The organism is Telluria sp. AIW5 (genome assembly GCF_056680575.1).
Genome location: NZ_CM155289.1, coordinates 216,358 through 232,674 on the forward strand (window position 1 = coordinate 216,358; position 16,317 = coordinate 232,674).

Sequence of the window (16,317 nt, forward strand, 5' to 3'; positions counted from 1 at the left end):
ACCGGATGGCCCGCTTACAACTCCACTTCCCCGAAGACCAGTATTACTATTCCACGCCGCTGACCGTGCGCGTGACCGACATCAACGGCGCGAACCACCTCGGCAACGACTCGATGATCTCGATGATCTCCGAGGCGCGCGCCCGCTTCCTGTTCGAGTTCGGCGTTCCCGAAACCGAGCGCGACGGCACTGGCATCATCGTCACCGACCTCGCTACCACCTACCGCGCCGAAGCCCATGCGCGCGATCAGTTGCTGTTCGAAGTCGGCGTCATGGATTTCAATAAATATGGCGGCGACATCACCTTCCGCATCACGCGCCCGAAAGACAAGGCCCTGGTCGCCATGGCCAAGTCCGGCTTCGTCTTCTTCAACTACAAGACCAGCCAGGTCGTCGCCATGCCCGAGGATTTTCGGAATAAATTCGACCGCGTGAACTGGATCGACTGAACCCGGCACAAGCAACACGTACCGGGCCTGGCACACGGATTTAACGGCTTGCCGAGCGTTCGCGGGGTGCGACCGTCGAATAAAACCATTCATCGACCATGCGCTTTTCAAAGCGCAAGGCGTCGCCATCGAAATAGCGATTGCCACGGTCCAGGAAAGCCATGTCGCGCAGGTGCACGACACCGCTGCGCACGATCTCCCCCTTGCTTTCGATCTCGTACTGCAGCTCGATACGCGGCCAGTCCACCGCATTGTTCAGGGTGCGCAGCTCGCGCGTTCCGTTCGTTGGCACCCTGCGGCCGGCCATGTCGATGTCATCGACATCGATGCGCAGCGTCTGCCCCGCAGGCAGTTGCGCGCCGAGCCTGGTGAAGTGCTCCCTCAGCTCCTCGAGCACCTGCGCGCGTTCCCGCTGGTCCATTGGTAAATCCGAGAAACGCTCGGACTGGACATAATTGACGATCACTTCCGCCGATGCAGTCCCGGCCCCCAGCGCCAGCAAACCCGTAACAGCCAACATTCGAACCATGTTCTTCATGACGACTCCTTGTTTGTTTTATTGCCCGATGAATTGTGTTGAGTGCCGCGACTCAAAATATACGCCTTGTCCGGTAGCGGAATGTGACAGTATGTAAATTGCGCAGCTTATTTGAATGCGCAGCTGGCGATCTCATTCAGCATGCATGGAAGCTCATGCGAAGGTGATGAATTATGCTGGCGCCCGGCTTGTTTCCTGCACAGCCGGAGATAATAAATAATGCCGGCAAATGCCGGCATTATTTATTCGATGCAATCGCGCCCGGTGCCGAGCGCCCAGCGCAACAGCAAGACTCAGTGCCGCCCGGCGCGTTCACGCGGCATGATCGTCGAATAGAACCAGTCGTCGATCATGCGCCGCTCGTAGCGCAGGCGATCGCCGTCCGCGTAGCGGCTGATGTGGTCCATGAAATTCATGTCGCGCAATTGCGCATCGCCACTGCGCAGTACTTGCCCATTGCTTTCGATGGTGTAATGCAGGTCCATGCGCGGCCACTCGGCCCCGTTCCTGATGACGCGCAGGTCGCGCGCGCCGCGGCCCGGGTGCATGCGGCCGGCCAGGTCGATGTCCTGCACATCGATGCGCAGGTTCTGTCCAGGCGGCAGTTTCGCGCCGAGGCTGGCGAAATGCTCGGTCAGGTCCTTGAGTACTTCATCGCGTTCCCATTGGGAAAACGGCAGGTCGGAAAAGTGCTCCGGCTGGATATAGTTCACGGTCACATCGGCCGAGGCGGCGCCCGCGGCCAGCGCCAGCAGGCCACCGGCGGCCAGTGTTTGGATCACGTTCTTCATGGCGATTCCTCTCTATGAATTTTCTGGTTTTTACGAATTGAATATACGCGCCCTGCTATCTGGGGACGTCTACGGCAAGTAAATTCTGTATCCGATTGTTAGTAACCCGTGGGCTGTTTCTTCCTTCGTTTGTTAGTCCTCGCACAGCCGGGCCGGCCGGGCAGGTGCAGACTCGGTTCAAGGAGGAATGCCCGTGCCCGAAGGACCATCGCTCGTCATCTTGAAGGAAGAAACGGCCCGCTTCGTCGGCCAGCAGATCGTCGAAGCCGGCGGCAACGTGCGGGCTGTCGACCCGACGCGAATGCTCGGCCAGACCATCGTATCGCTACGCACCTGGGGCAAGCACTTCCTCATCGAATTGCCGAACATGGCGATCCGTGTCCATTTCCTGCTGTTCGGCACCTACCGCGTGAACGAGGAGCGCGAAGGAAAAACGCCGCGCCTCTACCTGCGTACCGCCGAGGGCGATGTGCTGAACCTGTATGCCTGCGCGGTGCGCGAGATCGATCTCGACCTCGACAGCCAGTACGACTGGAGCGCCGACGTCATGGGCGAGGCCTGGGACCCGAAGGCGGCGCGCAAGAAGCTGCGCGCCTGTCCGGACATGCTGGCCTGCGATGCGCTGCTGAACCAGGACATCTTTTCGGGCGTGGGCAACATCATCAAGAACGAAGTGCTGTTCCGCATCCGCGTCCATCCGGCGTCGACGATCGGCGCCCTGCCCGCTCCGAAACTGCGCGCACTGGTCGAGGAGGCGCGTCAATACAGTTTCGACTTCCTCGGCTGGAAGCGCGAATATGTCCTCAAGAAGCATTGGCTGGCCCATGCCAAAAAGATTTGTCCACGCTGCGACATTCCATTTACCAAGGCCCACCTCGGCCGTACCAACCGGCGCAGCTTCTTCTGTGAACGCTGCCAGAAGCGATATACCTGAAGATATAACTAAAAGCTATTGACTCATCCACCCAACACTTCTGCATTCCTTACCTTATGTCCCAATATATTGCCTGTTGTTAATGCTGCGTAGCCGTACTACAATCGATTCAAGCCGCATGTATATAAGAGCGTCGCTCTCAATAGGGCTGCCCTTGTTCGCTCGTATCGACTCCCTTACGGTATCGGAAGCACCATGTCTTTTTTGTCTGCCGCCACGCCCAAGCTCGCGCCCTGGAAAGTTTTGCTCGTCGATGATGAGCCGGATATCCATGACATCACCAAGCTCACGCTGAACCGCTTCCGTCTCGACGGCCGGGCTCTGAGCTTCCTGCACGCCTACAGCGGCGCCGAGGCCAAGGAAATCCTGGCGCGCGAAAGCGATATCGCGCTGGTCTTCCTCGACGTGGTGATGGAGCGCGAAGACAGCGGCCTGGAAGTGGCGCGCTGGATGCGCCAGGACCTGGACAACCAGTTCAGCCGCATCGTCCTGCGCACCGGCCAGCCCGGCCAGGCGCCGGAAGAGCGCGTGATCGTCGATTACGACATCAACGATTACAAGGAAAAGACCGAGCTCGACCGGACAAAACTGTTCACCACGACCTTCGCCGCCCTGCGCGCCTACCGCGACATCATGAAGGTCGAGGACGCCCGCCGCGTGCAGGTGAGCTATCGCGAAGGCCTCGAGCGCGTGCTGGCCGCCTCCTCGCACATCTTCAAGCAGCGCAATTTGAAGGATTTCGCCAGCGGCCTGCTGCAGCAAGTGGTCGCCCTGCTGCGCCTCGAGCAAAGCATGCTGCTGCGCCTGAAGGGCGCGAGCATGATCACGGGCGAAAGCCAGTACGAAGTGCTGGCCAAGATCGGCGAGTTCGGCGACGCCATCGACCCGGCCCTGGTAGCGCAGCTGGACGAGGCGCGCCATAACAGAATCTCGAAGCTCCACGGCGACACTTATGTCGGCTATTTCCCGAACAATAGCGGCAAGGCCTCCCTGCTGGTGCTGCAAGGTGTCGAGGAAATTTCCGACATCGATGCGCAGTTGCTGGAAGTGTTTTGCTCGGGCGTGGCGATTGCCTTCGACAACATCCTGCTGAACCAGGAAATCACCGACACGCAAGCCGAACTGATCCTGCGCCTGGGCGACGTGGTCGAATCGCGCTCGAACGAGGCCGGCAACCACGTGCGCCGCATGGCGCAGGTCTGCCACCTGCTGGCCCAGGCCTCCGGTTTGCCGGAGGACGAGACGGCCGTGCTGATGCATGCGGCCCCGATGCACGACATCGGCAAGATCGCCACGCCCGACGCGGTGCTGCTCAAACCGGGCCGCCTGACGCCGGAAGAATGGGAAGTCATGAAGCAGCACCCGACGGTCGGACTGCAGATCCTGGACGGCTCGAGCCGCCCGATTTTGAAAGCCGCCGCCGTCATCGCCCACCAGCATCACGAAAAATACGACGGCAGCGGCTACCCGCAGGGTTTGAAGGGTGAAGACATCCACCCGTACGCGCGCATCGTCGCGGTCGCCGACGTGTTCGACGCCCTGAGCCACAAGCGCGTCTACAAGGATGCCTGGCCGGTGCAACAGGTGACCGACTACCTGCGCGAAGTCGCCGGCCACCACCTCGATCCGGTGTATGTCGATTTGCTGATCAAGAATATGGACAAGGCGGTGCAGATCAACCGGCAGTGGCCGGATTGATCCGGCCATGAGCCGCCGGACATGCGCCGGCAGCACGCCATGCTCGCAGGCACGAGGCCGGATCGGCGTCTTGATTGCGCTTGTCTCGTGCGCAATTCCTGCGATCGCCCAGCAGCTGCCGCCGCCATCGCGCACGATGTATAAGTGCACAAACGGCAAGATTACTTCCTACTCTGACAAGCCCTGCCTGGGCGCGGAGCGGCTCGTCGTGGTTCCCAGCCGCGGTGTAAGCAAGCTCAGCGGCCAGGAACGCATCGGGCCGGACGTGCTGGAGGAGCGCCGTCGCGAACTGTTTGCGCAAGCCCTCAGGCCAATCAGCGGCATGACGCCGGCGCAATTCGAACTATATCGCCGCCGCACACTTCTCGATTCGGCAGCGCAGGCCGAATGCCGCCAGCTCGACCCGGTCCTGCTGCGCACTGAAGCAATGGAAGCGGCAGCGGACAAACTCGACAAGCCGGCAGTGCAGCGCAAGCTGTTCGTGCTGCGCACGCGTTACACCGAGCTGGGCTGCTAGGAACCCGATTCCGGTGCACGCCGTAGGGTGGGCGGCTACACCCTGGCCTACGACGTGCCTGCGGCTTGAACGCCGCCCACGCGTTCAACCAGCTTCGGAAACCTCGCGACCTGCCTGCGTGCGTTGAACGCGTGGGCGGCGCACCGGCCGCGTCGATGCGGCTGGTCGGGTGGAGCCGACCACCCTACATCACGCCGCCAGCTTCTCCGCCCGCCGGCTGCGCGGAAAACTCAATTCGTAGCGCAAGCCCTCCCCCGGCGCGCTGTCCGCGTGCACGCTGCCGCCCAGCGCCCCCGTCACCAGGTTGTACAGGATGTGCGCGCCGAGCCCGCTGCCGCCGTTGCCGCGCTTGGTCGTGAAGAAGGGATCGAACAGTTTATCGAGCGTGTCGCGGTCCATGCCGGCGCCATCGTCCGCATAGGAGAGCGAGACGGCATCGCCTTCCAGCGCCGCGCGGATCGTGATCGTGCCGGCCTGCTCGCGCTCCTCGAAGCCGTGCACCAGCGAATTCATCAGCATGTTGGTGACGATCTGCGACACTGCGCCCGGATAGCTTTCCAGCACCAGGTCCGCCGGGCAGTCCACCGTCACTTTCACCGGCCGGCCCTTCAGTTTCGGCTGCAGCGACAGCAGCACTTCGTTCAAATAACTACGCAGGTTGAAACTGCGGATGTCGTCCGAGGACTGGTCCACCGCCACCTGCTTGAAACTGCGCACGAGGGCTGCCGCGCGCTGGGTGTTGGTGGTCATGATGCGCAGCGACTGATCGACGATGTCGAGGAAGGAATGGAGGCTGTCCTCGGTCATCTCGCCGGCGCCGAGTTCTTCGCGCGTCAGGCGCAGTTCTTCGACCAGGTGGCTCGTTGCCGTCACGCAGATGCCGAGCGGCGTGTTGATTTCGTGCGCGACGCCGGCCACCAGGCGGCCCAATGAGGCCAGCTTTTCCTGGCGCACCAGTTCGCCCTGCGCCTGCTGCAGCTGGGTCAGCGCAACGTTCAGGGCCGCGTTTTGTTCTTCCAGCTGCGCGGTACGCTCGTGCACGGCGCGCTCGAGCCGGTCCATGCTTTGCAGGCCCTGCAGCGCGACCGAGACGTGGTTCGCGATCACGCCGAACAGGGCCTGGTCTTCGTCGCTGTAGGTGTGTTCCGGGGTATAGCTCTGGATCACGATCGCGCCCAGCGGCAGGTGCTGCTGGTCGAGCAGCGGGCAACCCATCCAGTGTTCGGCCGCGCTGCCGGCGCCGAAGTTCAGGCGCGCCTTGAAATCGGCAGCGGTGACGACCAGGCTCTGGCGGTTCAGGATGACCCAGGCGGTGGGCGATTCGTCCGGAGAGGCGAGCTGGACAGGATGGTTCAGCGGCGGGCCTTCGTCGGATTCGTCGACGAAGTAGACGAAGCGCACCGTGCCCTCGTCGCGGTCGGACAAGGCGACATAGAAGTTCGCCGCATACATGATGCGGCCCAGCGCGCCGTGCACGGCGCGGATGAATTCGGTGATGTCGCTGCAGCTGGTCGAGGTCTGCCCGATTTCGAGCAGCATCGACTGAACCGCTTCCAGCCGGTCAAGACGTTCCATTGGCTTCCCTTGATATTAATTCTCAAGGGAAATATTAGCAGTGGGCGGGCCGGAACGCACGTTTCTCGCATGAAACTGTGGCTTGAAAGTTCCGCGCCGCTTGAATTCGAGTAGGGTGGGCGCCCCGTGCCCACCGGATTTCGCGTCGTGTTGGCTGCGTTGTCACGCCAACGTGACGCCACGGTTCGGTGGGCACAGGCGCCCACCCTACGTACAGCGGCGTCGCGGGAGCGATACCATGATGGATAGCGCTTAGCGCGGCGCCTTGAACCCGTTCTCGATCCAGGCCTGCGCCGAACCCGGCGTCAGCTTGAAGCTCGCCGCCACGCGCACCTGCGCCACCTGCTCGCCCATCTCGTCGGTCGCGGCCAGCACGGCATACGGGTCGTCGTCGTCCGGCTTGATGTCGAGCGTGACCTTCAGCTCGCCCTGTTCGGTCGACACCACGGTGCTTTTGTGCAGCATCGCATGCAGGTGCTGCTCATGGCGGCGGATGACTTCCGAGGCCGTCTTGATCAGCGTATTGAAGGCGTTGACGTCGAGCGGCTTCGGGTTCTTCTTGTCGCGGCCCATCGTCCACGGACCGACCAGCGCCGGCTCCCGTTCGCCATCCTTGTACATGGCGACGGCCCAGCCTTCGTCGTCCTCGTTCTTGATTACGCGTGCGGTCCAGCCATTGCCTTGCCACAGGCGCGGTTCCTGCACCGGCGCATCGTCCTCGCCCGGATCCAGGTCAGATACTTCGTCGTTCATCGCTCGCTGCTTCCTTCTGTAAGGCTATCGCCTAAAGGTAAGATCATAGAGGAACAGCAGGTCCGGCGCGATAGCAAACGATTAAGAAGCGCGGATTGGTTTTGCAGAAACAGGATGCCGGGCGGCACAGGTTCACATGCGCATGCTGGGCAGGCCGGGCGGGCGCGCCGGCGGTGGCGGCGGCGTGCGGAACGGGTCGATGATGCGCTCTTTCGGCGCTTCGCGATTGAAGGGGTTGATGATGATGGGCGGGATGGCCGGCGGGGCCGATGGCGGACCCTTCGGTCCTCCGCCCAGGCGAGTGTGCAGCCGGATTGAGAGTGGCGCGCTGCGATGCACCTTCATCGTTGAATTGACGACATGCATGGGTCCCTCCTACAACAGAGCAGGCTGTCAGTATAGGCGGCGATCCGTGCATTGCAAGGCCGGAAACGGAACGGCATTCGTCGGCGCCAGCCGCGCTCCGGCCCGCCGGATACGCCGCCCGTCGCACACCGCTCGCATCGCGCCTCGCCCATGCCTACAGTAAAGGCATTCCACTCCACTACCGAGGACCCGCCATGAAAAAGATCGTCCCCTACCTCATCCTGTTCCTGTGCGCACTGCTGCTGTGGGACTTGCTGTTCAGCTTCGGCGACGCCAGTTTCCACATCGACGGCGAGCAATTCGATGGCCCGATTGGCGCCATGCTCGGCGTCCTGCTGGCGGGCGGCGGCACCCTGATCGGCCTGCTCGTGGTGCTGGTGGTCGGCGTGGTGCTGGCGGTCGTGTTCGCGGGCGTCGGGATCGTGATCGTCGGCGCACTGGCGATCGCCGGCCTGGCGGTGGCCGCCGCCATCGTGCCCTTCCTGATCCCGCTCCTGCTGCCGCTGGCGCTGGTCTGGTACCTGGTCAGCCGTGCACGCCGCAACCGCACCGTGCACAAGGTGGCTATTTAAGCTTTTCCGCCGCGAACTGGGCATAACCCCGCGCCCGCAGTTCGCAGGCCGGGCAAGTGCCGCAGCCATAGCCCCAGTCGTGGCGGGCGCCGCGCTCGCCGAGATAGCAGGTGTGGGTCTCGAAGCGCACCAGGTCGACGAGGGCTTGCCCGCCGGCCTGCTCGGCCAGCTGCCAGGTCTGCTTCTTGTCGATCCACATCAGCGGCGTCTCGACTTTCAGTCTCGTCGCCATGCCCAGGTTCAGGGCCACCTGCAGCGCCTTCATCGTGTCGTCGCGGCAATCCGGATAGCCCGAGAAATCGGTCTCGCACATGCCGCCCACCAGCACCGTCAGGCCGCGCCGGTAGGCCACCGTCGCCGCCACCGTCATGAACAGCAAATTACGGCCGGGAACAAACGTGTTCGGCAGGCCATTGGACTGCATTTCGATGGCGACATTGCTGGTCAGCGCCGTGTCCGAAATACGGGCGATCAGCGACAGGTCGATCATGTGGTCTTCGCCGAGGCGCGCATCCCAGTCGGGAGACAGGGCGCGCATCTGCGCGAGCACGGTCGGGCGCACGGTCAGTTCGATCGCGTGGCGCTGGCCATAGTCGAAACCGATGGTTTCCACGCGGGCATAACGTTGCAAGGCCCAGGCCAGGCAAGTGGTCGAATCCTGTCCTCCACTGAAGAGGACGAGGGCGGTGTCGGGAGCGTGCATGTGTCGTATTTTCGGTAGTTAATCGTTCGCCATCATTTTTGCAATTCCGTTAAGATGCGCTCAGCATTGATACTGATACTGAGACGGAGAAACATGGTTCCCGCAACATCCCTTCGAACCGCACAGGCGGGGCCAGGACAATCACGGATTTTGGCACAAATCATGCTGTCCGTGTACGCCGTACTCGGCACGCAAACTGCGTTCGCCCAGCAGGAAGGTGGGCAAGCACTGAGCGAACAAACGCCAAGCGCGCAGCCGCAGCCGCAGCCGCAGAGCGGGCCGATCAATTACACGGTGCGCATCGATGCGCCCGGCAAACTCGACGACCTGCTGAAGGATAACCTCGACCTGCTGCGCTGGCGCGGCAACCCGCGCGTCGACCTCGACCAGTTGCAGCGCCTGGTGAAAGCCGTGCCCGAGGAAGCGAAAACCCTGATCGCCACCGAAGGCTACTATTCGCCGCGCGTCACCGCGGGGCTGGACACCAGCGGCGGCACCGCGGTCGCGCGCATCGTCGTCGATCCCGGCCAACCGACCCTGGTGAGCGATATCGACCTGGTGCTGCAGGGTTTTGTTCCTTTCGAAAAAGGCGGCGCGCCCTACGATGCGGCGGCCCTGCGCAACCGCTGGTCGCTGCCGGTCGGCGCGCGTTTCCGCCAGGCCGACTGGGAAGGCGCCAAGCGCGATTTGCTGCGCGAAGTGATGCAGTCGCGCTTCCCGCGCGCCCAGCTGGTCGAAACCAGCGCCACCGTCGACCCTGACGCTTACAAGGCTTCCTTGCGCGTGGTGATCGACAGCGGCCCCGAAATGCGTTTCGGGGAATTGCGTATCCGCGGCCTGAAGCGTTATCCGCCCGAGGTCATCACCAACCTCAACAAGATCAAGCCGGGCGACATGTACACCGAGGCCGCCTTGCAGGCCTTGCAGGCGCGCCTGCAGGAGACCGGGTATTTCGCCAGCGTCGAAGTCAGCGCCGACATGCGCGCCGTGCTCAATGCCGAGATCAAGGAGCTCAAGGACGACGACGACAGCGCCCCTGCGCCGGCCGCGCAGGCTGCCGCCACTGGCCAGGATGCCGTGCCCGGCGCCGCCGCCACCGGCGTCAAGCCCCCGACCGCACCCGGCCCGACCGTGCTGCCGGTGCTGGTGCGCGTCACCGAGAACAAGCAGAAGAACGTCGAAATCGGCGTCGGCTTCTCGACCAATACGGGCGGGCGCGCTTCGCTCGGCTATGACGACCTGAACGTGTTCGGCAAGCGCATGAAGAGCGACCTGGTCTACGAACAGAAGCACCAGCTGGCGCGTGCCGATTTTTATTGGCCGACGAAGCCGAACGGCTACAACGACAGCGTCGGCGGCGGCTTCGAACGTACCGACCTGCGCGGCGAACTGACGACGACCGCCAGCGTGACCGCGCGCCGCGCCTGGGGCACGCCGGAACTCGAACGCAGCATCACCCTGGAGGCACTGGCCGAGCAGCGCCAGGTCGAAGGCATCGCCACCGCATACAGCAAGAGCCTTCCGCTCACCTACAGCGTCACCCGCCGCAAGCTCGACAACCTGCTGCAGCCGACGCGCGGCTATGCGCTCAACTGGCAACTGGGCATCGCCCCGCTGCCGCTGTTTACCGACGAAAAATTCATCCGCGGCTATACGCGCGGCGTCTATTACCGTCCAATGGGCACGAGCGGCACCCTGATCCTGAAGGGCGAGGCCGGCGCCGTCGTCTCGAAAGACAAGGTCGGCGTGCCGAGCACCTTCCTGTTCCGTGCCGGTGGCGACCAGTCGGTGCGCGGCTACGGCTACCAGCAGCTCGGCGTGCGCGAAGGCGATGCCATCGTCGGCGGGCGCTACCTGCTCACCGGCGGCGCCGAGTACCAGTACTGGTTCCGTCCACCATGGGGCGTGGCCTTCTTCGTCGATGCGGGTAATGCTGCGGACAAGGTGAAGGACCTGAAACCCGAATACGGCTATGGTGTCGGTGCGCGCTGGCGCAGCCCGGTCGGCCCGATCAATGTCGACGTCGCCTACGGCCAGGCGGTGCGCAAGGTGCGCCTGCACTTCTCACTTGGATTCACGTTCTGATGGACGATCACACCCCCACTCCCCCCACCCCGGCCCAGGCGCCCGCCCGGAAAGCACGGCGCTGGCCGCGCCGCGTCGCCATCGGCCTGCTGGTTACCGGCGGTGTCGTCGGCGGCGCGCTCTGGTACCTGGGGCGCGAAACGACGCTGCAGATGATCGCCGACCGCGCCGCGCGCTCGACCGGCGGCAAGCTGACGATGACCGGCGTGCGCGGCTCGATCTATGGCGCCATGCACATCGACCGCATCGTCTGGCGCACCGACACCCAGCTCGCGACCGTCACCAACATCGACCTGTCCTGGTCACCGCGCCAGCTGCTCTCGAAGGGCATCGAGATCAACACGCTGCATGCGGCCGAGCTGCGCATGGAGACCCTGAAGCAAACCGACGAGCGTACGCCGATGCCGAACTCGCTCGCGTCTCCCTTCCCGATCTCGCTCGACGACGCGCGGCTGGCGAAAGCGACTTTTGTGAACAAGGGCGCCAGCACCGAAATCACCAATGTGCGCATGCGCCTGCATGGCGACAAGCTGAAGTGGGAGCTGCGCGACGCCGCCGCCGCCACGCCCTGGGGCCAGGTCGCGGCCGCCGGCACGATCGCCGCAACAAAACCGTTCAAGCTGGACGCCAACGCCAGCCTGTCGCAGGGGCATGTGGGCCCGGGTGCCACGCCCGCCCAGCTGAAACTGCGCGCCGGCGGCGACCTCAATCTCACGACGCTCGACGCCAGCGGCAACGCGGGCCGCGCGGGCGGAGAGGCGCGCCTGACGCTGTCCCCGTTTGCCGAGATCCCGCTGCGCACCCTGAGCCTGAACGCGCGCAATATCGATCCGGGCTTTTTCAATCCTTCCCTGCCGACCGCGGACCTGACCCTGTCGCTGGCGGGCAAGCTGGACGACCAGCGCGCCATTTCCGGCAGCGTCAACCTCGTCAACGACGGCCCGGCCGGCACCATCGACCAGCAGCGCCTGCCGCTGCGCGCCTTCCGCGGCCAGCTGGGCGGCAACCTGGACGCGATGCGCATCGCCGACGTGGTGCTCGACTTCGGCCAGGCCGGACGTTTTACGGGCAGCGGCAGCGTGCAGCGTGGTGAAGATAAAGCGGGCCTCGGCACCGCCAACTTCGCCCTGCATACCGACCGCTTCGATTTGAAAGGCATCCACGGCAGCATGAAGCCGACCAAAATCGCCGGCGACATCGCGGTGGCGAACGTCGGCAAGGTGCAGTCGCTCGACGTGCGCCTGGTCGAGAGCGGCCTGCGCCTGACGGCCAAGGCGAAGCTCGAAAACAATATGGTCGACGTCTCCGAGGCCCACCTGTCGGCCGGCAGCGGCAGCGTTGCCCTCGCCGGCAACATGAAGCTGGACGACGATAAAGCTTTCAAGGTCACGGCGAATGCCAGCCGCTTCAATCCGGCTGCGCTGGGCGACTATCCGCAGGCCGACATCAATGCCCTCGTCAACGCGAACGGCGTGCTGGCGCCCGCGTGGAAGGTGAATACCGATTTCGCGCTGCGTCCGAGCCGGCTGTTCGACCAGCCGCTGTCGGGCAAGGGCAAGCTGACGGCCGATGCGAAACACGTCACGGGCGTCGATGCGAATGTGGCGCTGGGCCAGAACACGGTCAACCTGAACGGCGCGTTCGGCGCCCCGGGCGAACGCCTGGCCTGGCGCGTCGACGGCCGCCAGCTGGCGACCCTGCGCGCCGACCTGTACGGCGCCGTGGATGCCAGCGGCGTCATCACCGGCACCATGGCCAATCCGCGCACCACCTTTGTCGCCGACGCGACCGGCATGGGCTGGGTCGCGGCCCAGCGCAAGGCCAACAACAGCAAGCTGCACGTGAGCGGCGAAGCCTGGCTGGCCGGCGGCGAAGGCGCGCGTTTCGTCGAGGCCAAGGGCAGCGGCAACATGGCGCGCTTCGATCCGGCCGCTTTCGGCAGCCCGCTGCCCGGTTCCATCAACGGCGCTTTTGATGCCAGCGGCCGCTCCGGCGCGGACTGGCGCGGGGCCCTGAACCTGAAACTCGAAGAATCGACGCTGGCCAAATCTCCGCTGTGGGGCTATGCGCGTCTGGCGGCAGATAAACGCCATGTGTCGGGCGCCGATGTCGACCTGCACGTCGGCGCCAACGTGGTCGCGGCGAAAGGCAGTTTTGGGGCGGGCAGCGACCGGCTCGACTGGCGCATCGACGCGCCGCAACTGGGTGCACTTGGTCCCGACTACGGCGGCCTGCTGCGCGGCGCCGGCACCGTAAGCGGCACGATGGACACGCCTTCGCTGACGGCGAATCTCGAAGGCCAGAACCTGCGCCTGCTCGGCAAGCACAGTGTGAAAACGCTGCGCGCCAGCGCGAACCTCGGCTCGGGCCGCGGCGGCGCCGATCCGCTGGTGAGCGATATCCAGGTCACCGAATTCGCCAGCGGCGAGACCCGCATCGCGCAAGCCAGCCTGCAAACGAGCGGTACCCGCGCGGCGCACAGCCTGCGCGCGGCGGCACGCGGCGACGATTTCGACGCCTCGACCGAAGTGCGCGGCGGCTGGAGCGGCAATGCCTGGGCCGGCACGCTGGCCGCCTTGCAGAACAAGGGCCGCTTCGCGATGACGCTGGCGCAGCCGGTACCGCTGCGCATCGGCGTTGCGCCCGGAGCCGGCGTCGCCGGGCTGGCGAAACCGGAATCGCTGGCCTTCAATGGCGCGGTGATCCGCCTGCCGGCCGGCACGGTGCGCATCGATACCTTGAGCAAAACCGGCGCGCGCTGGAACAGCCGCGGCGCCGCAGCCGGCGTCCCGCTGAATTACCTGGGCCAGTTCTCGGAAGCGCTGCATGAGAACGTGCAGGGCAACCTGACGCTGGGCGCCGACTGGGCGCTCGACCTGCGCACAGCCAGCGCCACCGGCGGCGCGCCCGCGCTGGCCGGCAATGTGCACGTATTCCGCGAAGGCGGCGACGCCCTGGTCGGCGCCGGCACGCCGGTCGCACTCGGCCTGCGCACCTTCGACGTGCGCGCCGACGTGCAGGGCAGCGCGCTGCGCACCCAGCTGTCGCTCGACGGCACCCGCACCGGCACGGCGCGGGTCGACGGCACCGTCCAGATGATCGGCGGGAAGGTCAACCGCGGCAGTCCGCTGCGCATGACGGCGAATGCCGACATGCCCTCGATCGCCTGGCTGGCGCCCTTCGCCGGCCAGCGCGACCTCGAAGTCGATGGCAGTGTAAAACTGGCCGTGACCGGCGGCGGCACCATCGGCACGCCTGTGTTGAACGGCAGCGTCAACGGCGACGCGATGGCCGTGCGCTGGCCCGAACAGGGCGTGCGCCTGCAGAATGGCCAGTTGCGCGCCCAGCTCGCGGGCGACCGGCTGGTGCTGCAGCGCCTCTACCTGCAAGGCCTGTCGGGCAGCGCCACCGCCGACGGCTCGATCCGCTTCGGCGCAGGCGACCCGGCGATGCAGCTGAACCTGGTGGCCGACAATCTGGAAGCGCTGTCGCGTCCGGACCGCACCGTGATCGTCTCGGGCACTGCGGCGCTGGTGCGCGACGCCAGCCGCTTCTCGCTGGAGGGCCGTTTCAAGGCCGACCGCGCGCTGATCGAATTCGCCCCGCAGGGCCGGCCGACGATCTCCGACGACGTCATCGTGCTCGGCCGCGGCAAACCGATTCCGCCGCAGAAGAAGGAACGCGAGCTGCCTTTGACGGTCGACCTGCGGGCTGACCTGGGCGACAACTTCCACCTGCGCGGCCTCGGTATCGACGCCATGCTCGAGGGCAGCGCTCGCGTGCGCATGGTCGGGAGCGCGGCGCCGCGCGTAAACGGCACCATCCGTGTCGCCAGCGGCAACTACGCGGCCTATGGCCAGAAGCTCGCGATCGAGCGCGGCGTGATCACCTTCGCCGGCCCGTACGACAATCCGTCGCTCGACGTCCTCGCCGTGCGCAAGCGACCCGAGGGCGAACAGCTGAGCGAGACGAACGTCGAAGCCGGCGTACAGGTGCGCGGCACGGCGCACTCGCCACAAGCGAAGCTGGTGTCGACGCCCTCGGTGCCCGACAGCGAGAAGCTGTCCTGGCTCGTGCTGGGCCACGGCATGGAAGGCACGAGCGGCAACGAGAAGGACGTGCTGAGCGCCGCGGCCGGCGCCCTGCTGGGCGGCAAAGGGGGTACGGGCGGCATCCAGTCGAAGCTGGCCAATTCGCTCGGCGTCGACGAACTGGGCATCGGCCAGGGCCGCAACGGCGACGCCGAAGGGTTGGCGAATACCGTCGTCACGGTGGGTAAGCGCATTTCCAAGCGCGCCTACCTGAGCTTCGAGCAGGGTGCGACGACGGCTTCGAGCCTGGTGCGCCTGCGCTACAAGTTGACGCCGAAGTTTACGCTGCAGTTCCAGGCGGGGACGAACTCGGCGCTGGATGTGTTGTACTCATGGGCGTTCGACTGACGTGAATCGAGGTCCCGCGGGACCTCGATTATTTAATGCAGGCTGGGTTTTGGGTCGGGCACCGGATCCTCATTCGCCGGCGTATGCACCGGCGTGTGGTGCGGGCGCGGCGGGTCGAAAGGTTCCGGGGCCGGCTCGTCGGCGGGCAAGGGATCGGGCGCGCGATGTGCGCGTACCGGGATGGGGGTGGCTGCAAACATGGGTCGGTCTCCTGAAAACGGTGTTGTCACCTTACCATGGCGCGTTCCTGCCTGACGCCCGGTTACAATGCCGGCTCCGACTCAACCAGCTTCCCCGATTTCGATGACCATCACCACGCTCGCCCTGCTCCTGCTGACGCCCATCCTCGTCTGGCGCATCTACACGCGCCTCAAAACGCAGATGGCGCGCCAGCGCTCGATCATGTCGCGCCATTACACGGGCGTGCTGGTGTTTGCCGGGATGATCCTGGTGTCGCTGTCGGAAGTGCTCACGCGGCCTTACGCGCTGGGCGCGCTCGTGGCCGGCACGGCGCTGGGCATGTTCTGGGGCGTCTTCGCGCTCAAGCGCACGGTGTATGAAGATACCGAAGGCGGCTATTTCTTCACGCCGCCGATGCGGCTCGGGATCGTGATGGCCATGATCCTGGTCGCGCGCGTGCTCTATCTCGGGGTCGAGATTTATGCGAGCCAGCAAGGCAATGGAATGCCGGCGCCGAAGTTCACCGATAGTCCGCTGACCATGCTGTGCGTGGGGCTGACAGGAGGGTACTTCGGAGCGTATTCGGTGGGGCTGCTGCTGTGGCGTCGTAAGCTGCGGCAAGCGATCGAGAAGGCGTGATTCGTAGGGTGGACTCCTGAGTCCACGCGGTGCAACGCTTCCCGATCGCGAAAGCATTTCGACCTGCATACGCCGTAC

15 protein-coding genes are annotated in these 16,317 nt (G+C 64.9%); 8 read left to right on the plus strand and 7 right to left on the minus strand.

Annotation, left to right across the window (positions count from 1 at the left end; translation table 11 throughout):
* Positions 1–5 precede the first annotated feature (5 nt).
* Entirely contained in the window at positions 6–449 is a 444-nt protein-coding gene (locus tag AC1MEM_RS00980; RefSeq protein WP_499474832.1) for a thioesterase family protein, read from the plus strand.
* Positions 450–489: 40 nt separating this feature from the next.
* Here AC1MEM_RS00980 and AC1MEM_RS00985 read toward each other — a convergent pair whose 3' ends face one another.
* Complete coding sequence (locus AC1MEM_RS00985) at positions 490–987, minus strand: DUF3016 domain-containing protein (protein WP_499474833.1); 498 nt, start codon at positions 985–987, stop codon at positions 490–492.
* Positions 988–1,280: 293 nt separating this feature from the next.
* A complete protein-coding gene (locus AC1MEM_RS00990; RefSeq protein ID WP_499474834.1) occupies positions 1,281–1,778 on the minus strand; it encodes a DUF3016 domain-containing protein in 498 nt (165 codons plus the stop codon).
* Between the two features lie 193 nt (positions 1,779–1,971).
* On the opposite strand from AC1MEM_RS00990, the gene AC1MEM_RS00995 reads away from it, so the two are divergent.
* The 3 genes from AC1MEM_RS00995 to AC1MEM_RS01005 all read left to right on the plus strand — a co-directional run bounded on the left by AC1MEM_RS00995 (position 1,972) and on the right by AC1MEM_RS01005 (position 4,927).
* Positions 1,972–2,712 carry a DNA-formamidopyrimidine glycosylase family protein gene (locus AC1MEM_RS00995; protein WP_499474835.1) on the plus strand — a complete coding sequence of 247 codons (741 nt, stop codon included), beginning with the start codon at positions 1,972–1,974 and terminating at the stop codon, positions 2,710–2,712.
* A gap of 195 nt (positions 2,713–2,907) precedes the next feature.
* A complete protein-coding gene (locus tag AC1MEM_RS01000; protein WP_499474836.1) occupies positions 2,908–4,410 on the plus strand; it encodes an HD domain-containing phosphohydrolase in 1,503 nt (500 codons plus the stop codon).
* Positions 4,411–4,480: 70 nt separating this feature from the next.
* Complete coding sequence (locus tag AC1MEM_RS01005) at positions 4,481–4,927, plus strand: hypothetical protein (protein WP_499474837.1); 447 nt, start codon at positions 4,481–4,483, stop codon at positions 4,925–4,927.
* 189 nt (positions 4,928–5,116) lie between these two features.
* On the opposite strand, the gene AC1MEM_RS01010 is transcribed toward AC1MEM_RS01005, so the two are convergent.
* The 3 genes from AC1MEM_RS01010 to AC1MEM_RS01020 all read right to left on the minus strand — a co-directional run bounded on the left by AC1MEM_RS01010 (position 5,117) and on the right by AC1MEM_RS01020 (position 7,621).
* On the minus strand, positions 5,117–6,502 hold the full coding sequence (locus AC1MEM_RS01010; RefSeq protein ID WP_499474838.1) for an ATP-binding protein: 1,386 nt from the start codon (positions 6,500–6,502) through the stop codon (positions 5,117–5,119).
* Between the two features lie 252 nt (positions 6,503–6,754).
* Complete coding sequence (locus AC1MEM_RS01015; RefSeq protein WP_499474839.1) at positions 6,755–7,255, minus strand: hypothetical protein; 501 nt, start codon at positions 7,253–7,255, stop codon at positions 6,755–6,757.
* A 132-nt stretch (positions 7,256–7,387) separates the two neighbouring features.
* Positions 7,388–7,621, minus strand: a complete 234-nt coding sequence (locus AC1MEM_RS01020; protein WP_499474840.1) for a hypothetical protein — start codon at positions 7,619–7,621, stop codon at positions 7,388–7,390.
* A 194-nt stretch (positions 7,622–7,815) separates the two neighbouring features.
* Between AC1MEM_RS01020 and AC1MEM_RS01025 the strand changes: the two genes are divergently transcribed.
* Positions 7,816–8,193 (plus strand): hypothetical protein, encoded by a 378-nt coding sequence (locus tag AC1MEM_RS01025; RefSeq protein ID WP_499474841.1) that lies wholly within the window; start codon positions 7,816–7,818, stop codon positions 8,191–8,193.
* On the opposite strand, the gene queC is transcribed toward AC1MEM_RS01025, so the two are convergent.
* The gene (queC, locus tag AC1MEM_RS01030; RefSeq protein ID WP_499474842.1) at positions 8,186–8,896 is read right to left on the minus strand and encodes a 7-cyano-7-deazaguanine synthase QueC; all 711 of its coding nucleotides are present in this window, start codon (positions 8,894–8,896) and stop codon (positions 8,186–8,188) included. The two genes, AC1MEM_RS01025 and queC, sit on opposite strands and share 8 nt — an antisense overlap.
* 162 nt (positions 8,897–9,058) lie before the next feature.
* Between queC and AC1MEM_RS01035 the strand changes: the two genes are divergently transcribed.
* Positions 9,059–10,981, plus strand: a complete 1,923-nt coding sequence (locus tag AC1MEM_RS01035) for an autotransporter assembly complex protein TamA (protein ID WP_499474843.1) — start codon at positions 9,059–9,061, stop codon at positions 10,979–10,981.
* Positions 10,981–15,420: a translocation/assembly module TamB domain-containing protein gene (locus AC1MEM_RS01040; protein ID WP_499474844.1), complete on the plus strand. Its 4,440-nt coding sequence runs from the start codon at positions 10,981–10,983 to the stop codon at positions 15,418–15,420. The genes AC1MEM_RS01035 and AC1MEM_RS01040 overlap by 1 nt, the downstream gene beginning before the upstream one ends.
* 32 nt (positions 15,421–15,452) lie before the next feature.
* Here AC1MEM_RS01040 and AC1MEM_RS01045 read toward each other — a convergent pair whose 3' ends face one another.
* Positions 15,453–15,620, minus strand: a complete 168-nt coding sequence (locus tag AC1MEM_RS01045; protein WP_499474845.1) for a hypothetical protein — start codon at positions 15,618–15,620, stop codon at positions 15,453–15,455.
* A 103-nt stretch (positions 15,621–15,723) separates the two neighbouring features.
* Here AC1MEM_RS01045 and AC1MEM_RS01050 point away from each other — a divergent pair, with 103 nt between their 5' ends.
* Positions 15,724–16,239: a CcdC protein domain-containing protein gene (locus AC1MEM_RS01050; protein WP_499474846.1), complete on the plus strand. Its 516-nt coding sequence runs from the start codon at positions 15,724–15,726 to the stop codon at positions 16,237–16,239.
* Positions 16,240–16,317 lie beyond the last annotated feature (78 nt).